This window comes from Streptomyces sp. CB01201, assembly GCF_002803085.1.
Classification (GTDB): Bacteria; Actinomycetota; Actinomycetes; order Streptomycetales; family Streptomycetaceae; genus Streptomyces; species Streptomyces hundungensis.
In genome coordinates this window covers 295,747-313,048 of record NZ_NNBJ01000011.1, presented here as the reverse complement: position 1 = coordinate 313,048, position 17,302 = coordinate 295,747, and the positions used below count along the sequence as shown (strand labels likewise).

At 69.1% G+C, this 17,302-nt stretch carries 37 protein-coding genes; 31 read left to right on the top strand and 6 right to left on the bottom strand.

Going from position 1 to position 17,302, the window contains the following annotated elements:
* Positions 1–16 precede the first annotated feature (16 nt).
* The 30 genes from CG740_RS23440 to CG740_RS23305 all read left to right on the top strand — a co-directional run bounded on the left by CG740_RS23440 (position 17) and on the right by CG740_RS23305 (position 13,573).
* Positions 17–415: a hypothetical protein gene (locus CG740_RS23440; protein ID WP_100577202.1), complete on the top strand. Its 399-nt coding sequence runs from the start codon at positions 17–19 to the stop codon at positions 413–415.
* Entirely contained in the window at positions 405–752 is a 348-nt protein-coding gene (locus CG740_RS23435; RefSeq protein ID WP_100577201.1) for a hypothetical protein, read from the top strand. The genes CG740_RS23440 and CG740_RS23435 overlap by 11 nt, the downstream gene beginning before the upstream one ends.
* On the top strand, positions 749–910 hold the full coding sequence (locus tag CG740_RS39850; protein WP_159030395.1) for a hypothetical protein: 162 nt from the start codon (positions 749–751) through the stop codon (positions 908–910). The genes CG740_RS23435 and CG740_RS39850 overlap by 4 nt, the downstream gene beginning before the upstream one ends.
* A complete protein-coding gene (locus CG740_RS23430) occupies positions 907–1,272 on the top strand; it encodes a hypothetical protein (protein WP_100577200.1) in 366 nt (121 codons plus the stop codon). Before CG740_RS39850 ends, CG740_RS23430 begins: the two co-directional genes overlap by 4 nt.
* Positions 1,269–1,739, top strand: a complete 471-nt coding sequence (locus CG740_RS23425) for a hypothetical protein (RefSeq protein WP_100577199.1) — start codon at positions 1,269–1,271, stop codon at positions 1,737–1,739. The genes CG740_RS23430 and CG740_RS23425 overlap by 4 nt, the downstream gene beginning before the upstream one ends.
* Positions 1,740–1,897: 158 nt before the next feature.
* Positions 1,898–2,128 (top strand): hypothetical protein, encoded by a 231-nt coding sequence (locus CG740_RS23420; protein WP_100577198.1) that lies wholly within the window; start codon positions 1,898–1,900, stop codon positions 2,126–2,128.
* Positions 2,129–2,384: 256 nt separating this feature from the next.
* Complete coding sequence (locus CG740_RS23410; RefSeq protein ID WP_100577196.1) at positions 2,385–3,215, top strand: PD-(D/E)XK nuclease-like domain-containing protein; 831 nt, start codon at positions 2,385–2,387, stop codon at positions 3,213–3,215.
* A gap of 9 nt (positions 3,216–3,224) precedes the next feature.
* Positions 3,225–4,037: an ATP-binding protein gene (locus CG740_RS23405; protein WP_100577195.1), complete on the top strand. Its 813-nt coding sequence runs from the start codon at positions 3,225–3,227 to the stop codon at positions 4,035–4,037.
* 65 nt (positions 4,038–4,102) lie between these two features.
* Positions 4,103–4,381, top strand: a complete 279-nt coding sequence (locus CG740_RS23400) for a hypothetical protein (protein ID WP_100577194.1) — start codon at positions 4,103–4,105, stop codon at positions 4,379–4,381.
* The gene (locus CG740_RS23395; protein WP_159030394.1) at positions 4,378–4,641 is read left to right on the top strand and encodes a hypothetical protein; all 264 of its coding nucleotides are present in this window, start codon (positions 4,378–4,380) and stop codon (positions 4,639–4,641) included. The genes CG740_RS23400 and CG740_RS23395 overlap by 4 nt, the downstream gene beginning before the upstream one ends.
* Positions 4,638–4,988: a hypothetical protein gene (locus CG740_RS23390; RefSeq protein ID WP_234376442.1), complete on the top strand. Its 351-nt coding sequence runs from the start codon at positions 4,638–4,640 to the stop codon at positions 4,986–4,988. Before CG740_RS23395 ends, CG740_RS23390 begins: the two co-directional genes overlap by 4 nt.
* The gene (locus CG740_RS39845; protein WP_159030393.1) at positions 4,985–5,275 is read left to right on the top strand and encodes a hypothetical protein; all 291 of its coding nucleotides are present in this window, start codon (positions 4,985–4,987) and stop codon (positions 5,273–5,275) included. The genes CG740_RS23390 and CG740_RS39845 overlap by 4 nt, the downstream gene beginning before the upstream one ends.
* A 77-nt stretch (positions 5,276–5,352) precedes the next feature.
* Complete coding sequence (locus CG740_RS23380; protein WP_159030392.1) at positions 5,353–6,117, top strand: hypothetical protein; 765 nt, start codon at positions 5,353–5,355, stop codon at positions 6,115–6,117.
* 80 nt (positions 6,118–6,197) lie between these two features.
* On the top strand, positions 6,198–6,959 hold the full coding sequence (locus CG740_RS23375) for an HNH endonuclease (protein ID WP_100577191.1): 762 nt from the start codon (positions 6,198–6,200) through the stop codon (positions 6,957–6,959).
* Entirely contained in the window at positions 6,959–7,957 is a 999-nt protein-coding gene (locus CG740_RS23370) for a hypothetical protein (protein ID WP_100577190.1), read from the top strand. The genes CG740_RS23375 and CG740_RS23370 overlap by 1 nt, the downstream gene beginning before the upstream one ends.
* A complete protein-coding gene (locus tag CG740_RS23365; protein WP_100577189.1) occupies positions 7,954–8,667 on the top strand; it encodes a zinc finger domain-containing protein in 714 nt (237 codons plus the stop codon). Before CG740_RS23370 ends, CG740_RS23365 begins: the two co-directional genes overlap by 4 nt.
* Positions 8,660–8,992: a hypothetical protein gene (locus CG740_RS23360; protein WP_100577188.1), complete on the top strand. Its 333-nt coding sequence runs from the start codon at positions 8,660–8,662 to the stop codon at positions 8,990–8,992. Before CG740_RS23365 ends, CG740_RS23360 begins: the two co-directional genes overlap by 8 nt.
* Positions 8,989–9,294, top strand: a complete 306-nt coding sequence (locus tag CG740_RS23355; protein ID WP_234376441.1) for a zinc finger domain-containing protein — start codon at positions 8,989–8,991, stop codon at positions 9,292–9,294. The genes CG740_RS23360 and CG740_RS23355 overlap by 4 nt, the downstream gene beginning before the upstream one ends.
* The gene (locus CG740_RS23350; RefSeq protein ID WP_100577187.1) at positions 9,291–9,521 is read left to right on the top strand and encodes a hypothetical protein; all 231 of its coding nucleotides are present in this window, start codon (positions 9,291–9,293) and stop codon (positions 9,519–9,521) included. Before CG740_RS23355 ends, CG740_RS23350 begins: the two co-directional genes overlap by 4 nt.
* Entirely contained in the window at positions 9,518–9,706 is a 189-nt protein-coding gene (locus tag CG740_RS23345) for a hypothetical protein (RefSeq protein WP_100577186.1), read from the top strand. Before CG740_RS23350 ends, CG740_RS23345 begins: the two co-directional genes overlap by 4 nt.
* 27 nt (positions 9,707–9,733) lie before the next feature.
* Entirely contained in the window at positions 9,734–10,438 is a 705-nt protein-coding gene (locus tag CG740_RS23340) for a hypothetical protein (RefSeq protein WP_100577185.1), read from the top strand.
* Positions 10,439–10,490: 52 nt separating this feature from the next.
* A complete protein-coding gene (locus CG740_RS23335) occupies positions 10,491–10,757 on the top strand; it encodes a hypothetical protein (protein WP_100577184.1) in 267 nt (88 codons plus the stop codon).
* Between the two features lie 209 nt (positions 10,758–10,966).
* Complete coding sequence (locus tag CG740_RS39840) at positions 10,967–11,134, top strand: hypothetical protein (RefSeq protein ID WP_159030391.1); 168 nt, start codon at positions 10,967–10,969, stop codon at positions 11,132–11,134.
* Positions 11,135–11,165: 31 nt separating this feature from the next.
* Positions 11,166–11,324, top strand: a complete 159-nt coding sequence (locus tag CG740_RS39835; protein ID WP_159030390.1) for a hypothetical protein — start codon at positions 11,166–11,168, stop codon at positions 11,322–11,324.
* Positions 11,321–11,824 carry a hypothetical protein gene (locus CG740_RS23325; RefSeq protein ID WP_100577182.1) on the top strand — a complete coding sequence of 168 codons (504 nt, stop codon included), beginning with the start codon at positions 11,321–11,323 and terminating at the stop codon, positions 11,822–11,824. Before CG740_RS39835 ends, CG740_RS23325 begins: the two co-directional genes overlap by 4 nt.
* On the top strand, positions 11,821–12,012 hold the full coding sequence (locus CG740_RS39830; RefSeq protein ID WP_159030389.1) for a hypothetical protein: 192 nt from the start codon (positions 11,821–11,823) through the stop codon (positions 12,010–12,012). Before CG740_RS23325 ends, CG740_RS39830 begins: the two co-directional genes overlap by 4 nt.
* Positions 12,009–12,362: a LuxR C-terminal-related transcriptional regulator gene (locus CG740_RS23320; protein WP_159030388.1), complete on the top strand. Its 354-nt coding sequence runs from the start codon at positions 12,009–12,011 to the stop codon at positions 12,360–12,362. Before CG740_RS39830 ends, CG740_RS23320 begins: the two co-directional genes overlap by 4 nt.
* 88 nt (positions 12,363–12,450) lie before the next feature.
* Positions 12,451–12,744 (top strand): FDXHR family putative zinc-binding protein, encoded by a 294-nt coding sequence (locus CG740_RS23315; RefSeq protein ID WP_100577180.1) that lies wholly within the window; start codon positions 12,451–12,453, stop codon positions 12,742–12,744.
* On the top strand, positions 12,741–12,941 hold the full coding sequence (locus CG740_RS23310) for a hypothetical protein (protein WP_100577179.1): 201 nt from the start codon (positions 12,741–12,743) through the stop codon (positions 12,939–12,941). Before CG740_RS23315 ends, CG740_RS23310 begins: the two co-directional genes overlap by 4 nt.
* A 23-nt stretch (positions 12,942–12,964) precedes the next feature.
* Entirely contained in the window at positions 12,965–13,573 is a 609-nt protein-coding gene (locus tag CG740_RS23305) for a hypothetical protein (RefSeq protein ID WP_159030387.1), read from the top strand.
* A 52-nt stretch (positions 13,574–13,625) separates the two neighbouring features.
* Here the strand turns inward: CG740_RS23305 and CG740_RS41600 are convergent, their stop codons facing one another.
* The 6 genes from CG740_RS41600 to CG740_RS23280 form a co-directional block, all read right to left on the bottom strand.
* Entirely contained in the window at positions 13,626–13,757 is a 132-nt protein-coding gene (locus tag CG740_RS41600; RefSeq protein WP_267895422.1) for a hypothetical protein, read from the bottom strand.
* Between the two features lie 12 nt (positions 13,758–13,769).
* Positions 13,770–14,240, bottom strand: a complete 471-nt coding sequence (locus CG740_RS41100) for a hypothetical protein (protein WP_234376440.1) — start codon at positions 14,238–14,240, stop codon at positions 13,770–13,772.
* A 121-nt stretch (positions 14,241–14,361) separates the two neighbouring features.
* A complete protein-coding gene (locus CG740_RS23295) occupies positions 14,362–14,658 on the bottom strand; it encodes a hypothetical protein (protein ID WP_100577177.1) in 297 nt (98 codons plus the stop codon).
* A 357-nt stretch (positions 14,659–15,015) separates the two neighbouring features.
* On the bottom strand, positions 15,016–15,492 hold the full coding sequence (locus tag CG740_RS23290) for a GIY-YIG nuclease family protein (RefSeq protein ID WP_159030386.1): 477 nt from the start codon (positions 15,490–15,492) through the stop codon (positions 15,016–15,018).
* Between the two features lie 144 nt (positions 15,493–15,636).
* Positions 15,637–16,401 (bottom strand): GntR family transcriptional regulator, encoded by a 765-nt coding sequence (locus CG740_RS23285; protein WP_100577175.1) that lies wholly within the window; start codon positions 16,399–16,401, stop codon positions 15,637–15,639.
* Position 16,402: 1 nt separating this feature from the next.
* A complete protein-coding gene (locus CG740_RS23280; protein ID WP_100577174.1) occupies positions 16,403–16,933 on the bottom strand; it encodes a UTRA domain-containing protein in 531 nt (176 codons plus the stop codon).
* A gap of 171 nt (positions 16,934–17,104) precedes the next feature.
* Here CG740_RS23280 and CG740_RS41945 point away from each other — a divergent pair, with 171 nt between their 5' ends.
* Positions 17,105–17,302, top strand: coding sequence for a helix-turn-helix domain-containing protein (locus CG740_RS41945; RefSeq protein ID WP_100577173.1), 198 nt, complete (start codon positions 17,105–17,107; stop codon positions 17,300–17,302).

Here is a 17,302-nt window from a genome sequence, read left to right as displayed (position 1 = left end):
CGCACCTGGGGGAACAATGTCTGAACCGACCCCGCACCTGTGGGAGATCGACCACCCGTACTACTGCACCGAAGGCAACTACTACGAGCGTGGGTTGCACGACGTCTACGACTCGTGGGACCAGTTCCACGCCGACTGGGGCGACGCGGACCACGACATGAACCTCGTGTTCCGCTGGGACTGGCAGCGCGACAGCGGCGAGTTCCTGGAGGAGGGCGAGACGCCGGGCCCGGACGTGCTCAAGGTCTTCTGGGTCCTCCAGCGCAAGGCCATCATCCGGTCCACCGAGTGCACCGTCACCGAGGCCGACGAGCCCGCCGTGAAGGCGTGGCTGGCCGACCGGGCGAAGACCATGGCCGCCATCTGGGAACCGTTCGGCGTCGCCACCGAGGCCGGTGAGCGCGATGACGACTGACCTCACCGCCGCCGACACCAACGCCGCCGAGATCGCCATGACCGAGGCGTACCGCGTCGCCGTCCAGGAGATCACCCGCCTTCGCAGCGAGTTGGACGAGGTCAAGCGCGACCGGCGCCACCTCGGCCAGCTCCTGGACGAGTTCGCCGCCGCTGTCGCCCCGGCCGACCTTCTCGGCGAGCACACGCCCGACAACCAGCCGTGGCGCAACGCAATCGCGCTGATCACGCCCATGGCCGTGGTCGACGATCTCCTCCAGGAGAACGCCCGGCTCCGACAGGAGAACGACGACCTGAGCGTCGGACTCGGCATCCCGCGAGAGCCGGTGACCTCATGACCGACAACCCGTGGCCGTCCATCGCATGGACCGCAGGCCTAATCGGCCTCATCGGTTTCCTCGCGGTCTGGGGCCAGCACCTCAGCAACCAGCGCGCAGAGCGCCGCGAAGCCGCCCGCACCCGCATTCCGCACCAGCGCCAGGGGGACCGACCGTGAACGACTACGAACAGCACGCCGACGAGGAGCGCGAGTACCCGACGGCGGCCGAGGAGAAGGCCGCGGAGATCGCCCTCGACATCGCCGACGAGGAGCGCCACGCGGCCGAGGAAGCCCAGGCCGAGAGCCCGCGTGAGTGCGAGGGCGAGTTCATCGACGGGACCTGGTACGGCGACGGCTGCGACGGCTGTGTCGCCCAAATGGCCGACGACGAGGCGGAGTGGCGGCCGGGCGAGTGCGACCACTGCTTCGGCCAGACCGTGAGCAGCCCGTTCGGCGACATCTACTGCGCTTGCGCTATCGGCCAGGGCGCGGACCCCGATGACTGCGTGTGCGGCCCCGAGGACGGTGACGAGGGATGACCATCACCTTGCCGTGGCGGACCCCGGGCCGGCACACGCCTGAAGGCCGCCTGCACCGCGCCAAGCAGGAACTCGCCGCAGCGCGTGCCGACATCGCCGCCCTGCTGGAATGGCGGGCCGCGGCCGACGACTTCTTCGAGCGGATCATGGCCGACAACGCCGACGTACACGCCCTGTGGCAGTACGCCGAAGACAAGTCGGCCAGCGCCGAGAAAGTCGTCGTCTGCCAACAGGCCACCATCCGCGACCTGGAACGACAGCTCCGCGAACTGGAGCAGCGACTGACCGTCGCGGTCAAGGCGGATGCGGCCGGCTCGCGGACGCAGGAGATCGACGTCCGCAGCCTCACCGAACGCTTCGCATCGGGGCCGGTCGTCAGCCCCACGCACGTGCCGGGCTGGGTGCCGGACACCGACACCGTCGAACTCCCGGTCCTCGCCGACCGGCTCGTGCAGGGCGCCGCCTAGACCGGTCCGCGCCTCCGGATGCCACCGGCCAGTGGCGCGGACCCCACCACCACCCATAGACGCCGCGTAGAGCCGCCCCCGGGCTCCGCGGCACGCCAGGCCGCCTCGCCCCCTCTAACCGGGGCGGCCTGGCCACCAACACCCGAAAGGCCAAGCACATGAGCACCACTCTTCGCATCGGCCGCTGGACAGTAGGGCTGTACCAGCGGGCCGTGAACGTCACCCGAGAGCCCGACCCCAACTGTCCCGACTGTTCCGGCAGTCGCGGGGGTTGGATCGCCTACGGCTCCGACGCGGGCTGGGACGAATGCGCCTGCCTCGACCAACTCCGCACCTTCCGGCTTCCGTTGTGGCCCCGCGCCCGTCACACCGAGACGGAGCCGTTCTGATGACCCCGCTCGCCTGCCGCCACTGCGGTGACACCGACGGACCCTTCACTACCGACGGGACATGCGAGGGCTGCGAACCCGCCACCGCCTTGCGCAGCGCCTTGGAGGACGGCGGCTGGCTGGACGACAACGCCTCCCGCCTCATGAACGCTTACGCCGCCACCATCCTCAGTGCCGCCGCAATGGCCATCCGCCAAGCCCCTGACTGCGAAACGGCGGCGCGAGCCGTGGCCGGCATCGCTCGGAGGTACGCCTCATGACCGCCCCGACAGCGACGGCCGAGATCATCCCCGGCCTGTACGACATCCCGGCCGAGGTCTACCACTCCGATCCGGTCCCTGGCGGCAGCCTCTCGTCGACCGGAGCGCGGCAACTCGCGGACTGCCCGGCCCGGTTCAAGTGGGCTCTCGACAACCCGCAGCCGCCGAAGAAGGCCTTCGACGTTGGCACCGCCGCGCACAAGCTCGTCCTCGGAGACGGTCCGGAGCTCGTCGTCGTCGATGCGGAGAAGTGGAACACGACCGCCATCAAGGCCGAGGTGTCCGCGATCCGCGCCGCCGGGGCTGTACCGCTGAAGCAGGCCGAACTCGACCAGGTCAAGGCCATGGCCGCAGCGTTGCGCCAGCATCAGGAGGCCGCGGACCTGCTGGAGCCCGGCTCCGGTGTCGCCGAACAGTCGATGTTCTGGGAGGCCGACGGGATCTGGCGGCGGGCCCGCCCCGACTGGCTCCGTGACAACGAGATCGTCGACTACAAGACCACCACCAGCGTCGACCCCGAAGAGATCTCCAAGACCGTCCACAAGTGGGGCTATCACCAACAGGCGGACTGGTACCGCGCGGGCGCCTGGGAGCTCGAACTGGTCGGCCCTGAGGCCAGGTTCGTCTTCATCTTCCAGGAGAAGCAGCCGCCCTACCTGGTGACTGTCGCCGAACTCGACGTGACCGCCATGGACATCGGCCGGCGCCTCAACGAGAAGGCCCTCTACCACTACGCCCACGGCATGGCCACGGGCAACTGGCCCGGCTACTTCCCGACCACCGCTCTCATCCCGCTCCCCGCCTGGGTCGAGCGCCAGTACAGCTAGGAGCAGTCCGTGAACCAGCTTCCCCCGCCGGTCCGTACCGGCCGCCAGAGCCAGGCTCCCGCGGCCGACAACGGCTTCGCTTTCCGGCCCGCCACCAAGGCCGGACGCAAGGCCCGCCTGTCCATTCAGGGCGTGTCCGGCTCCGGCAAGACCTGGACCGGCCTCGGCATCGCCCACGGCCTGTCCGAGGGCAAGCCCTTCGCGGTCATCGACACCGAAAAGGGCGCGGCCAGCCTCTACGCGGGCATCGGCGGCATCCAGTTCGACAGCTGCCCGATGGACACCTACAACCCCCGCGACCTGATCCGCGTACTGGATGCCGCGGCGCAAGCCGGATACCCGACCGTGTTCGTCGACAGCCTGAGCCACTTCTGGACCGGCACAGACGGCACCCTCGACCAAGTCGACAAGGCCAGCAGTAAGTACGGCGGCAACAAGTTCGCGGGCTGGAAGGACGGCACTCCGCTCCAGAACGAGATGATCGCCGCGATCCTCGCCTACCCCGGCCACGTCGTCGCCTCGATGCGCTCATACACCGAGTGGGTGCTCCAGGAGAACGAACGCGGCCGGAAAGAACCGACCCGCGTTGGCACCCGCCCCGAGCAGCGCAAGGGCATCGAGTACGAGTTCGACATCGCCGTCTCCATGGACCTCGACAACCGGCTCGAAGTCCTCAAGTCCCGGTGTCCCGGCCTCAGCCGCAAGGTCATCGAGCGGCCGAACGGAGCCCGCGACATTGCCAGCCCGCTCCTCGCCTGGCTGAGCGCCGAGCCCAAGTCCGCCGAGCAAGAGGCGGCGCAGCCGCCCGCCCCCACCGCCTGACCGCCTTCGGGGCTCCTGCCCGCCGCAAACAGGCAGGGGCCCCGGCCATCCAAGGAGAACACGCCATGACCGATCCCATCGAGGACCGCCTCTACGACGCCATCGAGTACTCCCTCTGGGCCGATCTAGCCGACGCCCTCAATCGCATCGAGGAGTACGGCCTCGACCCGATCGCCGGTCTCTGCGAACAGCTCCACGCCACACCGGTCCACACCATCGACGCCGGCGACGTCATTCACGGCGGTGGCGTCCGCAAGCCCGGCGGCTACCTCCTGCGGAACCAATCCTGCGAGCACGGCTGGGCCGTCGCGGAGCGCGCCGGAACCGAGGGGAGCACGTCATGAACCCGCAGAGCATGCGGCCGATGACCATCGCCGAATGGGAGGCCGCCGTCACCGCCGCCGACTTGCTGGTCGGACCCTCGCTCGGATTCCGTGCGGTCACGGGCGAGTGGAACGCCGCCGTGCACATCGCTACAGGCGACCAGCTCACCGACGAGAACCGCAGCGAGCTGATCGCCGAACTCGCCAAGGCCGTAGACGACACCGTCAACCGCGTTCTGCGCACGACAACCGTCCGTGTCAGCTACGGAGCGGCGTCATGACCCTCATCCAGCCTGCCCTCGACGGCAGCATCCCCGCCCCCAAGACCACCGCGGCCCGGCGTCGCGCCGAGGACTACGAGACGTGGCTCGCCGAAGTCTGGCCCATCTTTCTCGAAGTCGCCTCAACCGGACGGACGTTCACCTGCTACGAGGTCGCCAAAAACCGTGACCTCGCGGACCCGCCCGACCCCGCCCACCACTGGGGACGGCTCATGACCCTCCTCAAAGACGAGGGCTACGTCCGCACCGCCGGCTGGACCTGCTCCGACCGCCCCACCGCCCACCACAGCGGCGTAAGGACGTGGCGTGGCACGACCGCGGCCAGGGCTGGGAGGGCAGCCGCATGAACCCCCTCGACTACGCCCCGACCATCGCGGCCCTCGGCCTCCTCACTGGAGCCGCATACGGCGTGCTGCTCACCGGCGACGCCTGGCGGACCCGCCGGGCGGCCCGGACCCAGGACCGCCGCACCGCGGACCGCCGCACCCGCCTCGAAACCGCGGCCATCCGCCACCTCGGCGACCGCCTCCATGCCCACCCCCGCGACGCCATCGACGGCGAACTCGACCGCCACCTCGACCAGTACGCCGCCAGCATCCGCCCCCTCTACCCGACGGGAGAGCAGCAGCAATGACGACCGCGACCCCGCCTCGACACGGCACCTTGACCATGGCCAAGCACCACCAGTGCAAGTGCCGGAAATGCCGGGACGTGAGCAACGCATACGATCTGCGCCGCTACCGGAAGATCGGATACGGCACCTGGAAGCCCCTCGTCGACGCGGAACCCGTCCGCCAGCACATCGCCGCCCTGCGCGCTGCCGGCCACAGCCTCCCCAGGATCCAGAAGACCGCGCAGGTCTCGGCCGCAACCATCGCCCGAATCCTCTACGACAGCCCGCCACGCAACCCGCGAGCCCAGCGCATCCGCACCGAAGTCGCACAGCGGATCCTCGCCCTCCCCATCGAGCCGGCCCCCATCACCCCGACGACGGTCATCGACGCCACCGGTACCCGCCGGCGCATCCAGGCCCTCGTCACCATTGGGTGGCCGTACACGCTCCTCGGCCCCCACCTCGGATTCCACCCGCGGCGCCTCACCGAACTCGCCCGAGGAGAACGCGTCCTGGCCTCCACGGCCCGCCGGATTGCCGACGCCTACCGCACCGTCCAGACCTGGGATCCCGCACAGCACGGCGTCCCCCTGGCAGCCCGCACCATGGCCCGCAACCTGGCCGCGCGCGAAGGCTGGCACGGCCCCCTCGCCTGGGAGGACATCGACGACCCCTCCTGCCGGCCGGAGAAGACGCCCCGCTATGAGCCGATCGCGGCGAACGGCCGCGACTCGATGCGCCGCGACGAAATCCGCCGCCTCGTCGAAGCCGGCGAGTCCGAGCACTTCATCGCCAAAAAGCTCGGCCTCGACCTCCAGTACACGCACGACCTGTGCCGCGAAGCCCGCAAGGCCGCCGCGTGACCGCCTCCCGCCCGGCCCGCGCCGGACCCCGCTAACCGGCACCCGCACCCCTTACCCGTACCGCCAGGAAGAAGACCGAGATGGCCGTCTCCAAGCGCCTCCGCTACGAGATCCTCCGCAGGGACAACCACGCTTGCCGGTACTGCGGAGCGACGGCGCCCGGCGTGAAGCTCAACGTCGACCACGTCATCCCGCAGGCGCTCGGCGGCAGCGACAAGCCGACCAACCTCGTTACCTCGTGCGCCCAATGCAACTCCGGCAAGACCAGCAGCATGCCGAACGCGATGCCCGTCGAAGACGTCGACCAGGAGGCCTTTCGGCGGGTGTCTGAGCTGAAGCTGGTGCGGGCCGAGCCGAGAACGGCCACGGTACGGGTTGCCTTCCATGCACATCTCATCGCCGTATGGCGATGGGCGTGGGACAAGTGGGCCCACACCGAGCCGACCGAGGAGCAGGAGCAGGCCGCATTTGAGGGCTTGACGCTGTTCGCGGACGGCTCCGACCTGCCTTCGGACTACCTCACCGAGGTTGCCTTCCGCGCTGGCTCAGCTCGCTCTACCGACATAGCGCGGTTCGTGAATCCTCAGCTGAGCGAAGGACAGTTTTCCCTTGGCGCAGACGCCGTGACCCTCTGGTCAGAGCGATGGGAGGCAGCTAGCGGAGGGCCGGGCCCCTCCATGGACGAACTGGCCGAGTTCTGCACGATCCTCCACGCCTTGATCGTCCTTGTCGACGCTGACAACCAGCGGAGCACCGTCATGTACGCCGCAGGACGTTCGGGCGGACAGATGGACACCCAGCTCCTGCGGTACCTGGCTGCCCCAGCCTCACAGGAGAGCTGATGCCCTGGTTCAAGGTCGACGACAAGGCGCACTCCCACCCGAAGTTCATGCGGGCCGGGAACGCGGCGCTCGGCCTTTGGCTGCGCTGCGGCTCGTACTCCGCGCAGCACCTCACCGAGGGCATCGTGTCCGGCGTCATCGCCCAGCTGTACGGCACCGCCCCGCAGGCAGCCAAGCTCGTCAAGACCGGCCTGTGGCATGAGCACGGGCATGACTGCGCGCGCTGCCCGCAGCCGACCCCGGGCGACTACGTGATCCACGACTTCTTCGAAGGTGGACGCAACGTAACCAAAGCGCAGTACGAGGCCAACAAGAACGCTGCTGCCGACCGGGCCGCCAAGAGCCGCGCAACACGAAAAGCTTCCGGAATCGAAGAGGATTCGTCCTCGAAAACGATTCGTTTCGAGGACGAACCGAAGACGAATCGAGTTCGAAAAGACCCCCACTTTTTGCCAAGTGCCGCAGGTCAGGGGGGCTCGTCACACCGCACGCCTGCTGACGGCGTCACGCCTGCCCAAGCCACTGCCACGCCTGTACCTAGTACTTCCTTCGGAAGTACTAGGGCTGCAGCAGCGCGCGAGCCCGAGCCGGACATCCGCTCCTACGACACGCTCGGTGACCTCAAGCGCGCCGTCGCCAAGGCCGGCATCACCGGCGTCAGCTGGAACCTCCAGCCCTCGCAGATCGAACGAGCCCGCCAAGTCGTCGAACGCGTCGGCGTCGAGCCCATGGTCGCCATGGCGTACAGCAACGCCAGCTACCGCGGGGCGCCCGGCAGCGCCAGCGCCTGGCTGGCCGACTGGGAATCCCTCGAACCCGACATCCCCACACCGCAAGCCGGACCTGGCCAACTCCCCGCTGCTGTAGCCGACAACGTCGTGCGCCTCCAGCCCGGCGGCCAGCGCCCCGCTACCTCCGACCTCCGCGTACAGCAAGCCGTCGACGCCGGCCGCCGCCTCCAAGCCCTCGCCGACGCCCAGAACCAGGAGATCAAGTGATCAGTTACGAAGAAGCGGGCCGACTTCTCGGTCTGGCCGCAGCCCGAGACCAACGAATCGTTGGCGACGCCGACATCCTCGCCTGGCACTCCGACCTCAATGCGGCGGTCATCGCCTTCAAGGACGCCGACGCAGCCCTCACCCGGTTCTACGCCGTCGAAATGGCTGGCCTCGAACCCGAAGCGCGCCGCCGCGTCACCACCCCCGACGTCATCAGCATCGCCCGCAAGATCCGTGCCGAGCGGCTCGCAAACTTCGTGTACGACCCACCGCCCGGCGACGAAGACCCCGACTATCTGGCTCGCCTGCGTGGCCAGATCGCCAGTACCGCCGACGGCACCAGCCCCGCGCTCACCGAATGCCCCGCGCTTGAAGGTGGACCACACCCGGACGTCGTCAAAGCCCTGGCGCAGGTGGGCCGTTCAACACCGGACGTATCAAGCGAGAACCCCGTCACCGAGGTGCGCCGAGCCGGCCCCCTCGGGGTGTGCTGCCCGACCTGCCAGGCTGCGATCGGACGCCCCTGCAAGATCGGGGGCTTCGACGAGAAGCGGCCTCCGCGCCAACTTCGCACCCCACACGCAGCCCGCACCCGGGTCGCCAACGGCGGTCCCGCGCAGCTGGAGTCTCCGGCGGAGATCGAGCGCCGCCGCGCCGCGTCGATGGTCAAGCTCCAAGAGCTCCAGGAGCGGGAGACGTCCGGTGAGTGACATCGAACGCGACGACATCCGGGAGATGCGCGCCCAGGGCGACCTGACGGCGTTCCTACGCCAGCAGATCGCCGATGGCCGGGCCCGCCGCGAGAAGCCCCCGACCGTGCCTCCGCCGCAGCCACCCGGCTACCGGGCCGGCGCCTGGCCCACCGGCTCCCGGCCACCGGACCCGCCGCCCCCGCAGCCACCCGGCGCCTGGACCCGGGCCCTGGAGGCGTACCGCGCACACGTGGTCGCCACCGAGCACCGCGACCGGCTCGACGCCGACCCCGGCCAGACCTGCCCCTGCAAGCCCTGCACCGACCTGAGGAGGAACCCGTGAAGCACTCCCAAGCCCCGATGCCCGATTCGATCCGCCACATTCTGCGCGCCGCCCAGGCGCCCGCCCGGTCCGTGGCCTGCCCGCACTGCCAGGCCGCCCCGCACACGCCGTGCATCGTCCGCGGTACCGGCCGCCGCCTGACCGCCGACGTCCACCCCGCCCGCCGCTCAGCCTGGGCCCAGCTGACCGCGTGCTGCCCGGCCTGCCAGGTCGAGCCGACCGTTCCGTGCCACGAGGACGGCCGCGAGCGGGCCACGGTCCACGCTCGCCGGTACACCGAAGCCGAGCAGGTGGCGGCATGAGCCAGACCTGGCAGCTCACCCGCGACAACCTCAACGAGATCGATGACGCCATCGACTGCGACGGGGTCTACGCCAAGGGCTACTGGGAGTACGTCGGCGGCAAGACGGTCGTTACCGGTCTCCGGATCGGAACCGGCGAGAACCGTCTGGTGGCCCGGTTCGGCGACTCCATCACCCGGCACCGGAAGGGCCGTTGGAGCGTCCAGGCCGCAGGAGGCGCCTCGTGACGCCGCTGGAGCGCCTCATGGCCGAAGGGGTCCCCGACGGCACGTTCGGCGCCTCACGGCCCGCACAGCCCCGGCGCAAGGCCCTTCAGCCGCCCCGCTGGACGGCGGCCGAACAAGCCGCCCACTACGCCGAGCTGGCCGCCGCCCTCGGCGAACCCCACCTCCGCCTCGCCGACGCCGCCTGACCCCACCCGCCGAAAGGAGCACTGCCGATGACCGCCTGCCCAACCCCGACCAAGTCCCGCTTCGCCACCCGAGCCGCCGCCGTCAACTCCAGCCGGCGCGTCGACCTTCGCGCCAACCTCCAGCTCACGCCCTACGAGTGCGTCTGCACCTGGTGGCACCTCACCAAGAGCGCCATGGAAGAACCCATCACGGCGGCAGAAGCCGACCGCGCCACCGTCGAGCGCCTGGCCTCCCTGCCAGACATCGACTTCCGAGAGATCGTCGCCAACGACGTCCGCAGCGACGGCGACCGTGCCGAGCGCGGGGCCCTGAGGCATCCACTCAACCAGCGCCGTTGGAAGCGGCAGCTCGGCGAACTCGCCGCCGACATCGAGACCCGCATGTCGGCACGCAAGGGCGACAGCAGCCTGGAAGCCCACGACTGGCGCAAGCGCACCACCGGCTACCGCAACATGATCAAGATTCGGGTTGAGGAATGCCGCCGACTGAGGGCCGAAGCCCACGCCGAATCAGTGCGCAAACAGGACTGGCGACGACGCGACGCAGAGATCGCCGCAGCGGCCGGCGCAACCCCGAAGGAACTACGCGTCCACGCCGGGGAGATCGCCGTTGGCCGACTCATCGAAGCCCACCGCGACGAGTTCAACCGCTACTGCGCCGAGGAGTACCAGGCCCTGGGCCTCACAGTGCCCGAACGATTCGGCAACTGGACCCGCGACACCGCCGCCTGACCGCCTGCCGTGCCACGACGACCGCCGTGGCCGCCCCTGAAGGAGACCCACTGTGCCGATCAAGTCCCACGCCTGCCTGTCCGTCACCTGCGACGCCTGCGGCGACACGCTGACCAACGAGGACGACTGCGTGATGCACCTCGCCGACCTGCCCGAAGCCATGGCCGTAGCACGCGGCATGGACTGGTACGTGCTGTCCGACGCCCGCTTCGTCTGCCGGGAACGCGACGCCGCCCACCAGGCCCTGCTCGACGAACTACTTCCCGCCGAGCCGCAGATGTCCGGGCAGATCGCGATCGACGGAAGTGTCGAGCCGTGACCGGCCGCCGCGAGGGCCGGTCCGCCCGGGAGCCGCACGGCTGCCACTGGTGCGGCATTGCCCAGCGCGGACACGGCCGCCAGTGGACCGAAGCCGCTGGCTGGCATCCGTGGACACCGCCGACCGACAACCAGATCAAAGGCCGCATGCGAGACCGCCGTGGCCGCCCGCCAGCCCCCTGACCTGCCACCACACCGAGGAGAAACCCGATGCCGATCACAGCCACCTACGAAGTCCAGTGCGACGTCTGCTTCGGCGTCATGGACGGCCGCTACGAGACCCGCGAGGCCGCCGACAGCGCCCGCGTGGAGCTCGGCTGGGACGACCCGAACGGCGGCACCATCTGCCCCGAACACCGCACCCACCGCCCCGCCTGACCGTCCCGACCACCCGACCCGGAGGAACCCCATGACCGACTTCGACCCCTACGCGGACGGCGTCTGCCCGTTCGGTGAAGACGAAGCTCCAGGCTCCGGCTGCATCAAGCCCGTTGGCCACGTCCAGCGCGGCGACCTCGCCCACTGCGTCACCCCCGGCGACGCCGACGACGAGGAGCGGGCCCGATGACCGACCAGCCCACCCTGCGCGACCGGATCCGCCGCGCGATCTGCGAGGCCAATGGCTTCGAGTTCGACGACGACGGGATGGAGCCCGACGAATACGGCGACCACGCCGACGCCGTGATGGCCGTCCTGCCCGCGCCCGTCGACCGGGCCGCCTGCGACTGCGAGGCGGAGGTGCACATGGGCGCCGGGATCTACCACCACCCGTGGTGCGCGACGAAGTGGCCTGCCGCCGTCGCCGAGGCCGAGGCCCGCCGCCTGGCCCTGTCGCAGGCGCTCGGCCTCGGCACCGGGGCACCGTGGGACGCCATCCAGGAACGGGCCGGGGAGTTGCACCTCGCGCCCGTCGACCGGGCCGCCGTGCTGCGGGAACTGGAGGCCCGGTACCGGCGATACGCCCAAGACTCCATTCACCCCGTCTTCAGCGCCGCCTACGCCGCAGTCGCCAACGACATGAGCCGCATGGCCGACGAGGCACAGCAGCCCGAGGAGGCCGGGCGGTGAGCGCCGCCCCGCGCCCGCTGCACCCGACGCTGCACGGGTCGACGGCGGAGATCCTGCGCCGCTGCTACCGCTACGAGTCCCCGGCCGACGTCCTGGCCCGCGCGGTGCGGCTCCTCGCGACCGCCGACGGGCACCTCGACCCGGCCGGACGGATCATCACCGGGCCACGCACCGGGAGGCGGACGTGAGGCGGCAACTCACGGCGCAGCAGCGGGAGGTGCTGTGGCTGCGCGCGCAGGGCCTGTCGGGGCCGCAGATCGCCCGCCACCTATCGCTGGCCGTGTCGACGATCGACTACCGGGAACGGTGCATCGTCCACGCCCTGGACGCGGCCAACATCACCAACGCCGTGCACCTGGCGACGGCCGAGGGGTTGATCGGCCGGTACGCGGACTGTGGTGATCGGGCCGCCTACCTGAGGCACTGGCGGCGGGGCGAGATCGCCTGTCCGGCGTGCAAGGCCGCGAATGCCAGGCGGCAGGCCGAGCGGCGGGCTGCGACTCAACCGCCGCCAGTTACCCGCGAGTTAACTCCCTGAGCGCTTCAACCCCCATCTCCGGCACATCACCCCAACCCACCCCCACCGAGCCGTCTGACACGGCACCGGCAAGCGAATCGAGGCAGAAATGAGCGACACCCAAGAACCCCAACTCCCGTACACGGCCATACGGCACCCCCAGTGCGGCCAGTGGTGGACCGGCCCCAGCCGCTCCCACTGCCCGGCCTGCTGCCGGACCTTCTCTTGCGACAGCGCCGCCGACCGCCACAGGCAAGGCCGCTTCGGCATCGACCGGCAATGCGTCGACCCCGCCACCATCGGCCTCGTCGCCGTCACCAAACCGTGGGGCCAGATGTGGCAGAACCCCGGCGACAGTTCCGTCTGGGCCAAGAGCCGCGATGCCGACCAGGCCGCGGCGTGACCCAGCCCCTCGACCCCGACGAACAAGCCTTCCTCGACCTCCACGCCCCGGCCGAGGAGGCCCACGTCGACTGCCCCGGCTACCTCTCCGGGCTCGGCGCACACGGCGCACCCTGGCCCGCCACCCGCCAGCCCGCCTACCGCGACAGGCCCGACACGACCACCGACCTGAACCTGCCCGAGCCGCTCAGCCCCTGACCCACCGCACCATGGAGCCCGCCGTGAACGAGACCCCCGCTTCCTGGCCCTGCGAGATCTGCCGCCGCCCGTCCGCGCCCCGCGTCCACGCCGGATGCCAGGAACGCCTCGACGACAACCTGGCCCAACTCCCCAGCCTGTACCGGGCCCTGGCCGGCGCCCTCGCACCGGCACGGCGCGGCAGCGACGGCCGCACCGGCTCCCGCACCGCACCCCTGCCCGTCAACGAGCGCGTCCTCGACCTGCGGGCCCGCGGCGGCATCGAAGGCGTCGTCACCAGCTGGGAACGAGACGCCCGCGAACTCCTCGGCTGGTCGCCCCCACCGTTCCGCGGCAGCATCGAGCAGACCATCGACGGCGCCGTCGCCTTCCTGCTCGCCAACACCGGATGGTTCTGCGACCAGCACCCCGCCGTCTACGAATACGCGCAGGACATACGCCGGCTCCGCTCCGAATGCGACGCCATCCTCGGCGGCGAACCCCGGCCCCGCCGCATCCCCGTCGCCTGCCCCTGCGGCACCGTCCTCCGCGTCACCCTCGACACCCCAGGACGGCAATGCAGCGGCTGCGGCATCCAATACGGGCACGGCGACCTCTTCGAGCTGCCGCTGGCCGAGCGGAACGCGGCATGACGAAGCGCCCCCGACCATCACGGCCGGGGGCGCTGACGTGCGTTTGGGGGGGCTACTCCATGTTCCCGCAACCCTGGCAGATCCACTGACTCTCACTAGTGGTGTTGCCGTTCTGGTCGGTCTCGTAGGTCTTGTACATGGTGCCGCCGCACTTGCCGCAGCCCTTGGTCTGTATTCCGCCCATGGTGACCTTCCCTCATTCAGCGTCTGAGATGTCCTGTTCCAGGTCACTGATGACCTTGTCCTCGCGGCGCCGTTCCTCGATGACCGCATCCAGCAGGGCGATCGCCTCCTGCTTCTGCCGCTCCCGGGCCTCAATGTCTTCCGCCGTATCCGTGGACGCCGCAGTACGGCGACACTGAGGACACCAGTGCCGGTCAACCCAGCCGGGCGCCGGCGGCTTCATGTCGATGTGGCAGTGCGGGCATTCCATGACGGCTCCCCGGACGTGACCGCAGCCGGCGCAGACGAAATCCTTGCGCTGCCGCCACATCGTGCCCCGGCACTCCGGGCAACCCCGCGTCTCAATCCCGTGATGCCCCATCGGCGGCGGATCGGGCGTCCCATCCGCATACGCCAGCAAGTAGTCACGGAACCGGTCGTCACGCGACTGGGCCATGCGCAGCAGGTGAGCCCGCCGCGGACGCGCCTCGTCAGCAAACTCCACGAGATACTCCTGTTCACCATGGGGGGCGCCCTACGGTACGGGGACCATCTGCGCGACGAGGACCAGTAACCGAAGGATTCACCAACACCAGTGACCCCCCGCGTCGCACCCAGCGCCCGCCTCACGCGGCCTCGTCGAACTCCACGAACCGCAGCCCCATCGGCCAGTCCGCAGTGTCGACGTCGAACCAGTACGCCAACAGGCCGCGCACCGCCAGATCCCGCTCGATGCCGACGAGACCGGCCGCCACCACCACTTGCAGCCCCCAGTCCCGGCGACGCAGCCCGCCGTAGAAATCAGGCTCGGCGGTGGCGAGGTCCGTCACGCGGACGTCGAGGTGAGTCAGCAGGTCGTCGAGGGGGGCGGACAGAAAACCCCACGGAGTGAAGTCGACAATGGGCGTGCGCGGTAAACTCATGACAGAGCTCTCCTTCTACGCGGTTGGATCTCTACTGATCAGCGGGGTGATGACCCGCTGGTTGAACCGGCCGGGCGGGTGATGACCGCCCGGCCTTTTCTGTTTCAGACGCTAGGCGTCGCGAAGTTTTGTATGCCGAGAGCTGGCAGCCCATGGCGATGGCTCAAGTCTATTTAGCCGCGCGGGGCCGGTGCCAGAACTAGAAGCGGCCTGACCTGCGGTGACATATTCTCACTTTCGTGTACACGTCACATGAGGCGACCTGGGCCAAGTTTCGACAATGCGCACTTCGCCCCGATTCACCGAACTTCGATCGCGCGATTTGAAGTGGCTGAAATGCGACAGGTGCCCAGAAGATCACGATGCCCGCTTCCGTCCGTTGAAGTGGATGTTGTGGACGGGCTGCTCGGCGCGAATGGCCTTCGCCTCAGCAGCGAGGGCGTGGGCCCGAGTGGGGAACCACTCGATGGAATGGCTCGCGACCAGAGGCCACCACGGCTTGTCTCCCGCGTGATCCTTCAATCGACGCTTGGGGGCATCGGAGATGCCGACATACAGGAGCGAGTTGTCCTGGCCTCGAAGCCGGTAGAGGGCCGTCGGAACAGGAGTTTGTGGGCGGCCCCACTTGATGACGCGCACCAACGTGACCTCCTCGAAGTCCCACAAGCCGTAGCGGACTCCAGGCCCTCCGTTAGGGCAGCTATCCGCGGTGCCCATGTAATGGAGGGACAGGAGGAACTGCGGGTACAACTCGTCCAGGAAGGGGTGGAGACCCTCGTGTTCCTGCGTGCTGTAGAGGTCGTGGAGCGCGGTGCGCTCCGGAGGTGCACTCATGGCACTCCTCGTCATTGCGCGGTGTGACCGGGGCCACCCTCACGCCAACGACCGTATCCCGTAAAAGGAGATGTATCAAGGGCCCGGTTGTGGATACGCGAAAGCCCCCAACATCGTTGTTGGGGGCGGCGGTTGACGCGCAGGTCAGGGGGCGTCGACGTGATAGCCCATCTTGAAACGGTGGCCCGGCTTCACGAGGATCGAGACCTCGATCGGTCGCTGATCGTCGCTGTAGACGATGCGAAAGATCTCAAGAACGGGCACATCGCGCGGGACTTCCAGGTGTACGTACTCGTCGGTCGTCGCGGGACGCGTACCGACCGCGTCATCCTGCGAGCGGGTCGGGTAACCCAACTCGTCCAGTACCGCCGGTGACCCGCCGGGAATCAGGCGCCTATCCGCAAGGCGCGTGCCTTGCGCCAAATCCATCGGGTAGTACGAGTCCACGAGCTCGGCAGGCTGGCCGTCCAAGAAGCCAATGCGGTAGCGACGCATTGCTGTGCCGCCGTCCGGCAGGCCGAGCGCGCGAGCGACCTCGACCGGAGGCGCGACCTCGCCGACCTCTAGCATCCGGTACTTGCCGACCTGCTCCCGCTTGGCCGCTTCCGTGAGCCAGCGATACGGCTGCCCAGGCTGCGAGGGCGGCATATAGGAAGCGGGGATGATCGTCTGTGCAGGCTTGCTGCGCACGAAGACGCCGACCCCCGGCTGCCCGTCCAGGAACTGCTCGTCCTTCAAGATCTGAAGCGCGCGCTGCACGGTCACGTTGGAAGTGTTGAACTGCTCCCGCAGATCCTTGTTCTTGGGCACTCTCCGGCCCGGCTCCCAGTCCCCCGACATGATCTGCTTGCGGATCTCTGCGGCAATCCGTTCGGCGAGGGGGCGGTTGTCCGCATGCGGTTCGGGCATGTCAGTCGACCTCGATCTCGTAGTGGAGGCGGCGAGGCGCCTTCATGACCATGAACTGAACCTCGTATGGAGTGCCGTCCTCGCCTGCCGTAGCGCGTAGCAGCGTGAGGACGTTGGAGCCGGCGGGTAGGGCGAGCGCAGCACATTCGGCTTCGTGCGCCTCGCGCAGTTCCACGTCTTCGACCAGGCGCGTAGCGCGATAGCCGAGGCTGGCGAGCAGGGTCGGGGCTCCACCCTTGATCTTGCGCTTCTCGGCGAGTGCCGTGCCACGAGCGACCGAGAGCGGGTAGTACGAGTCGGCGAGCTCGATGACGTCGTCGTTGAGTAGGACGGCTCGTCGGCGGACGACTGCCTTCTCGTCGGGGGTCATGGCAAGGGCTGTGGCGACTTCCTGCGGGGGTGCAACCTCGCTGACCTCTGTGAGGCGTTGGCTGCCGCGTCCCTGCGACTCCGCCGTCCAGGCATCGGGCTGCCCTGGGTCTCGGGCCGTTGCGTAGGCGATTGAGTCGTTCCGGCGCTGCTTCTCGGCCATCCTCTGCGCCTCCTCTCAATGAGTTGAGCGTGCCTTGACCTCCCTACCTTAAGCCCCTGGGTATCGAGCGATGCCGTTGCTCCTGGCCAATTTCATGCCACGCACCTTGCTACATTATTCGGCAAGCTTGTATACCTGTAGGCAGATGCGAACCCCGCAACCGGAGGCGCAATGCTGCGAGTTCGAGACGTCGCGACGCACTTCCGAGTGCACCCCGCGACCGTCTACCGCTGGATCCACCAGGGCTTTCTTCCTGCCTACAGGAACGGCCAGCCCTACAAGCCTGGAGATCGTGCTGCTGGCGCGCTCCGCATCCCGGCTTCCGTCCTGAATTCGACGGAGCCCCCTACCGAGACCGAGGTGGCCTGA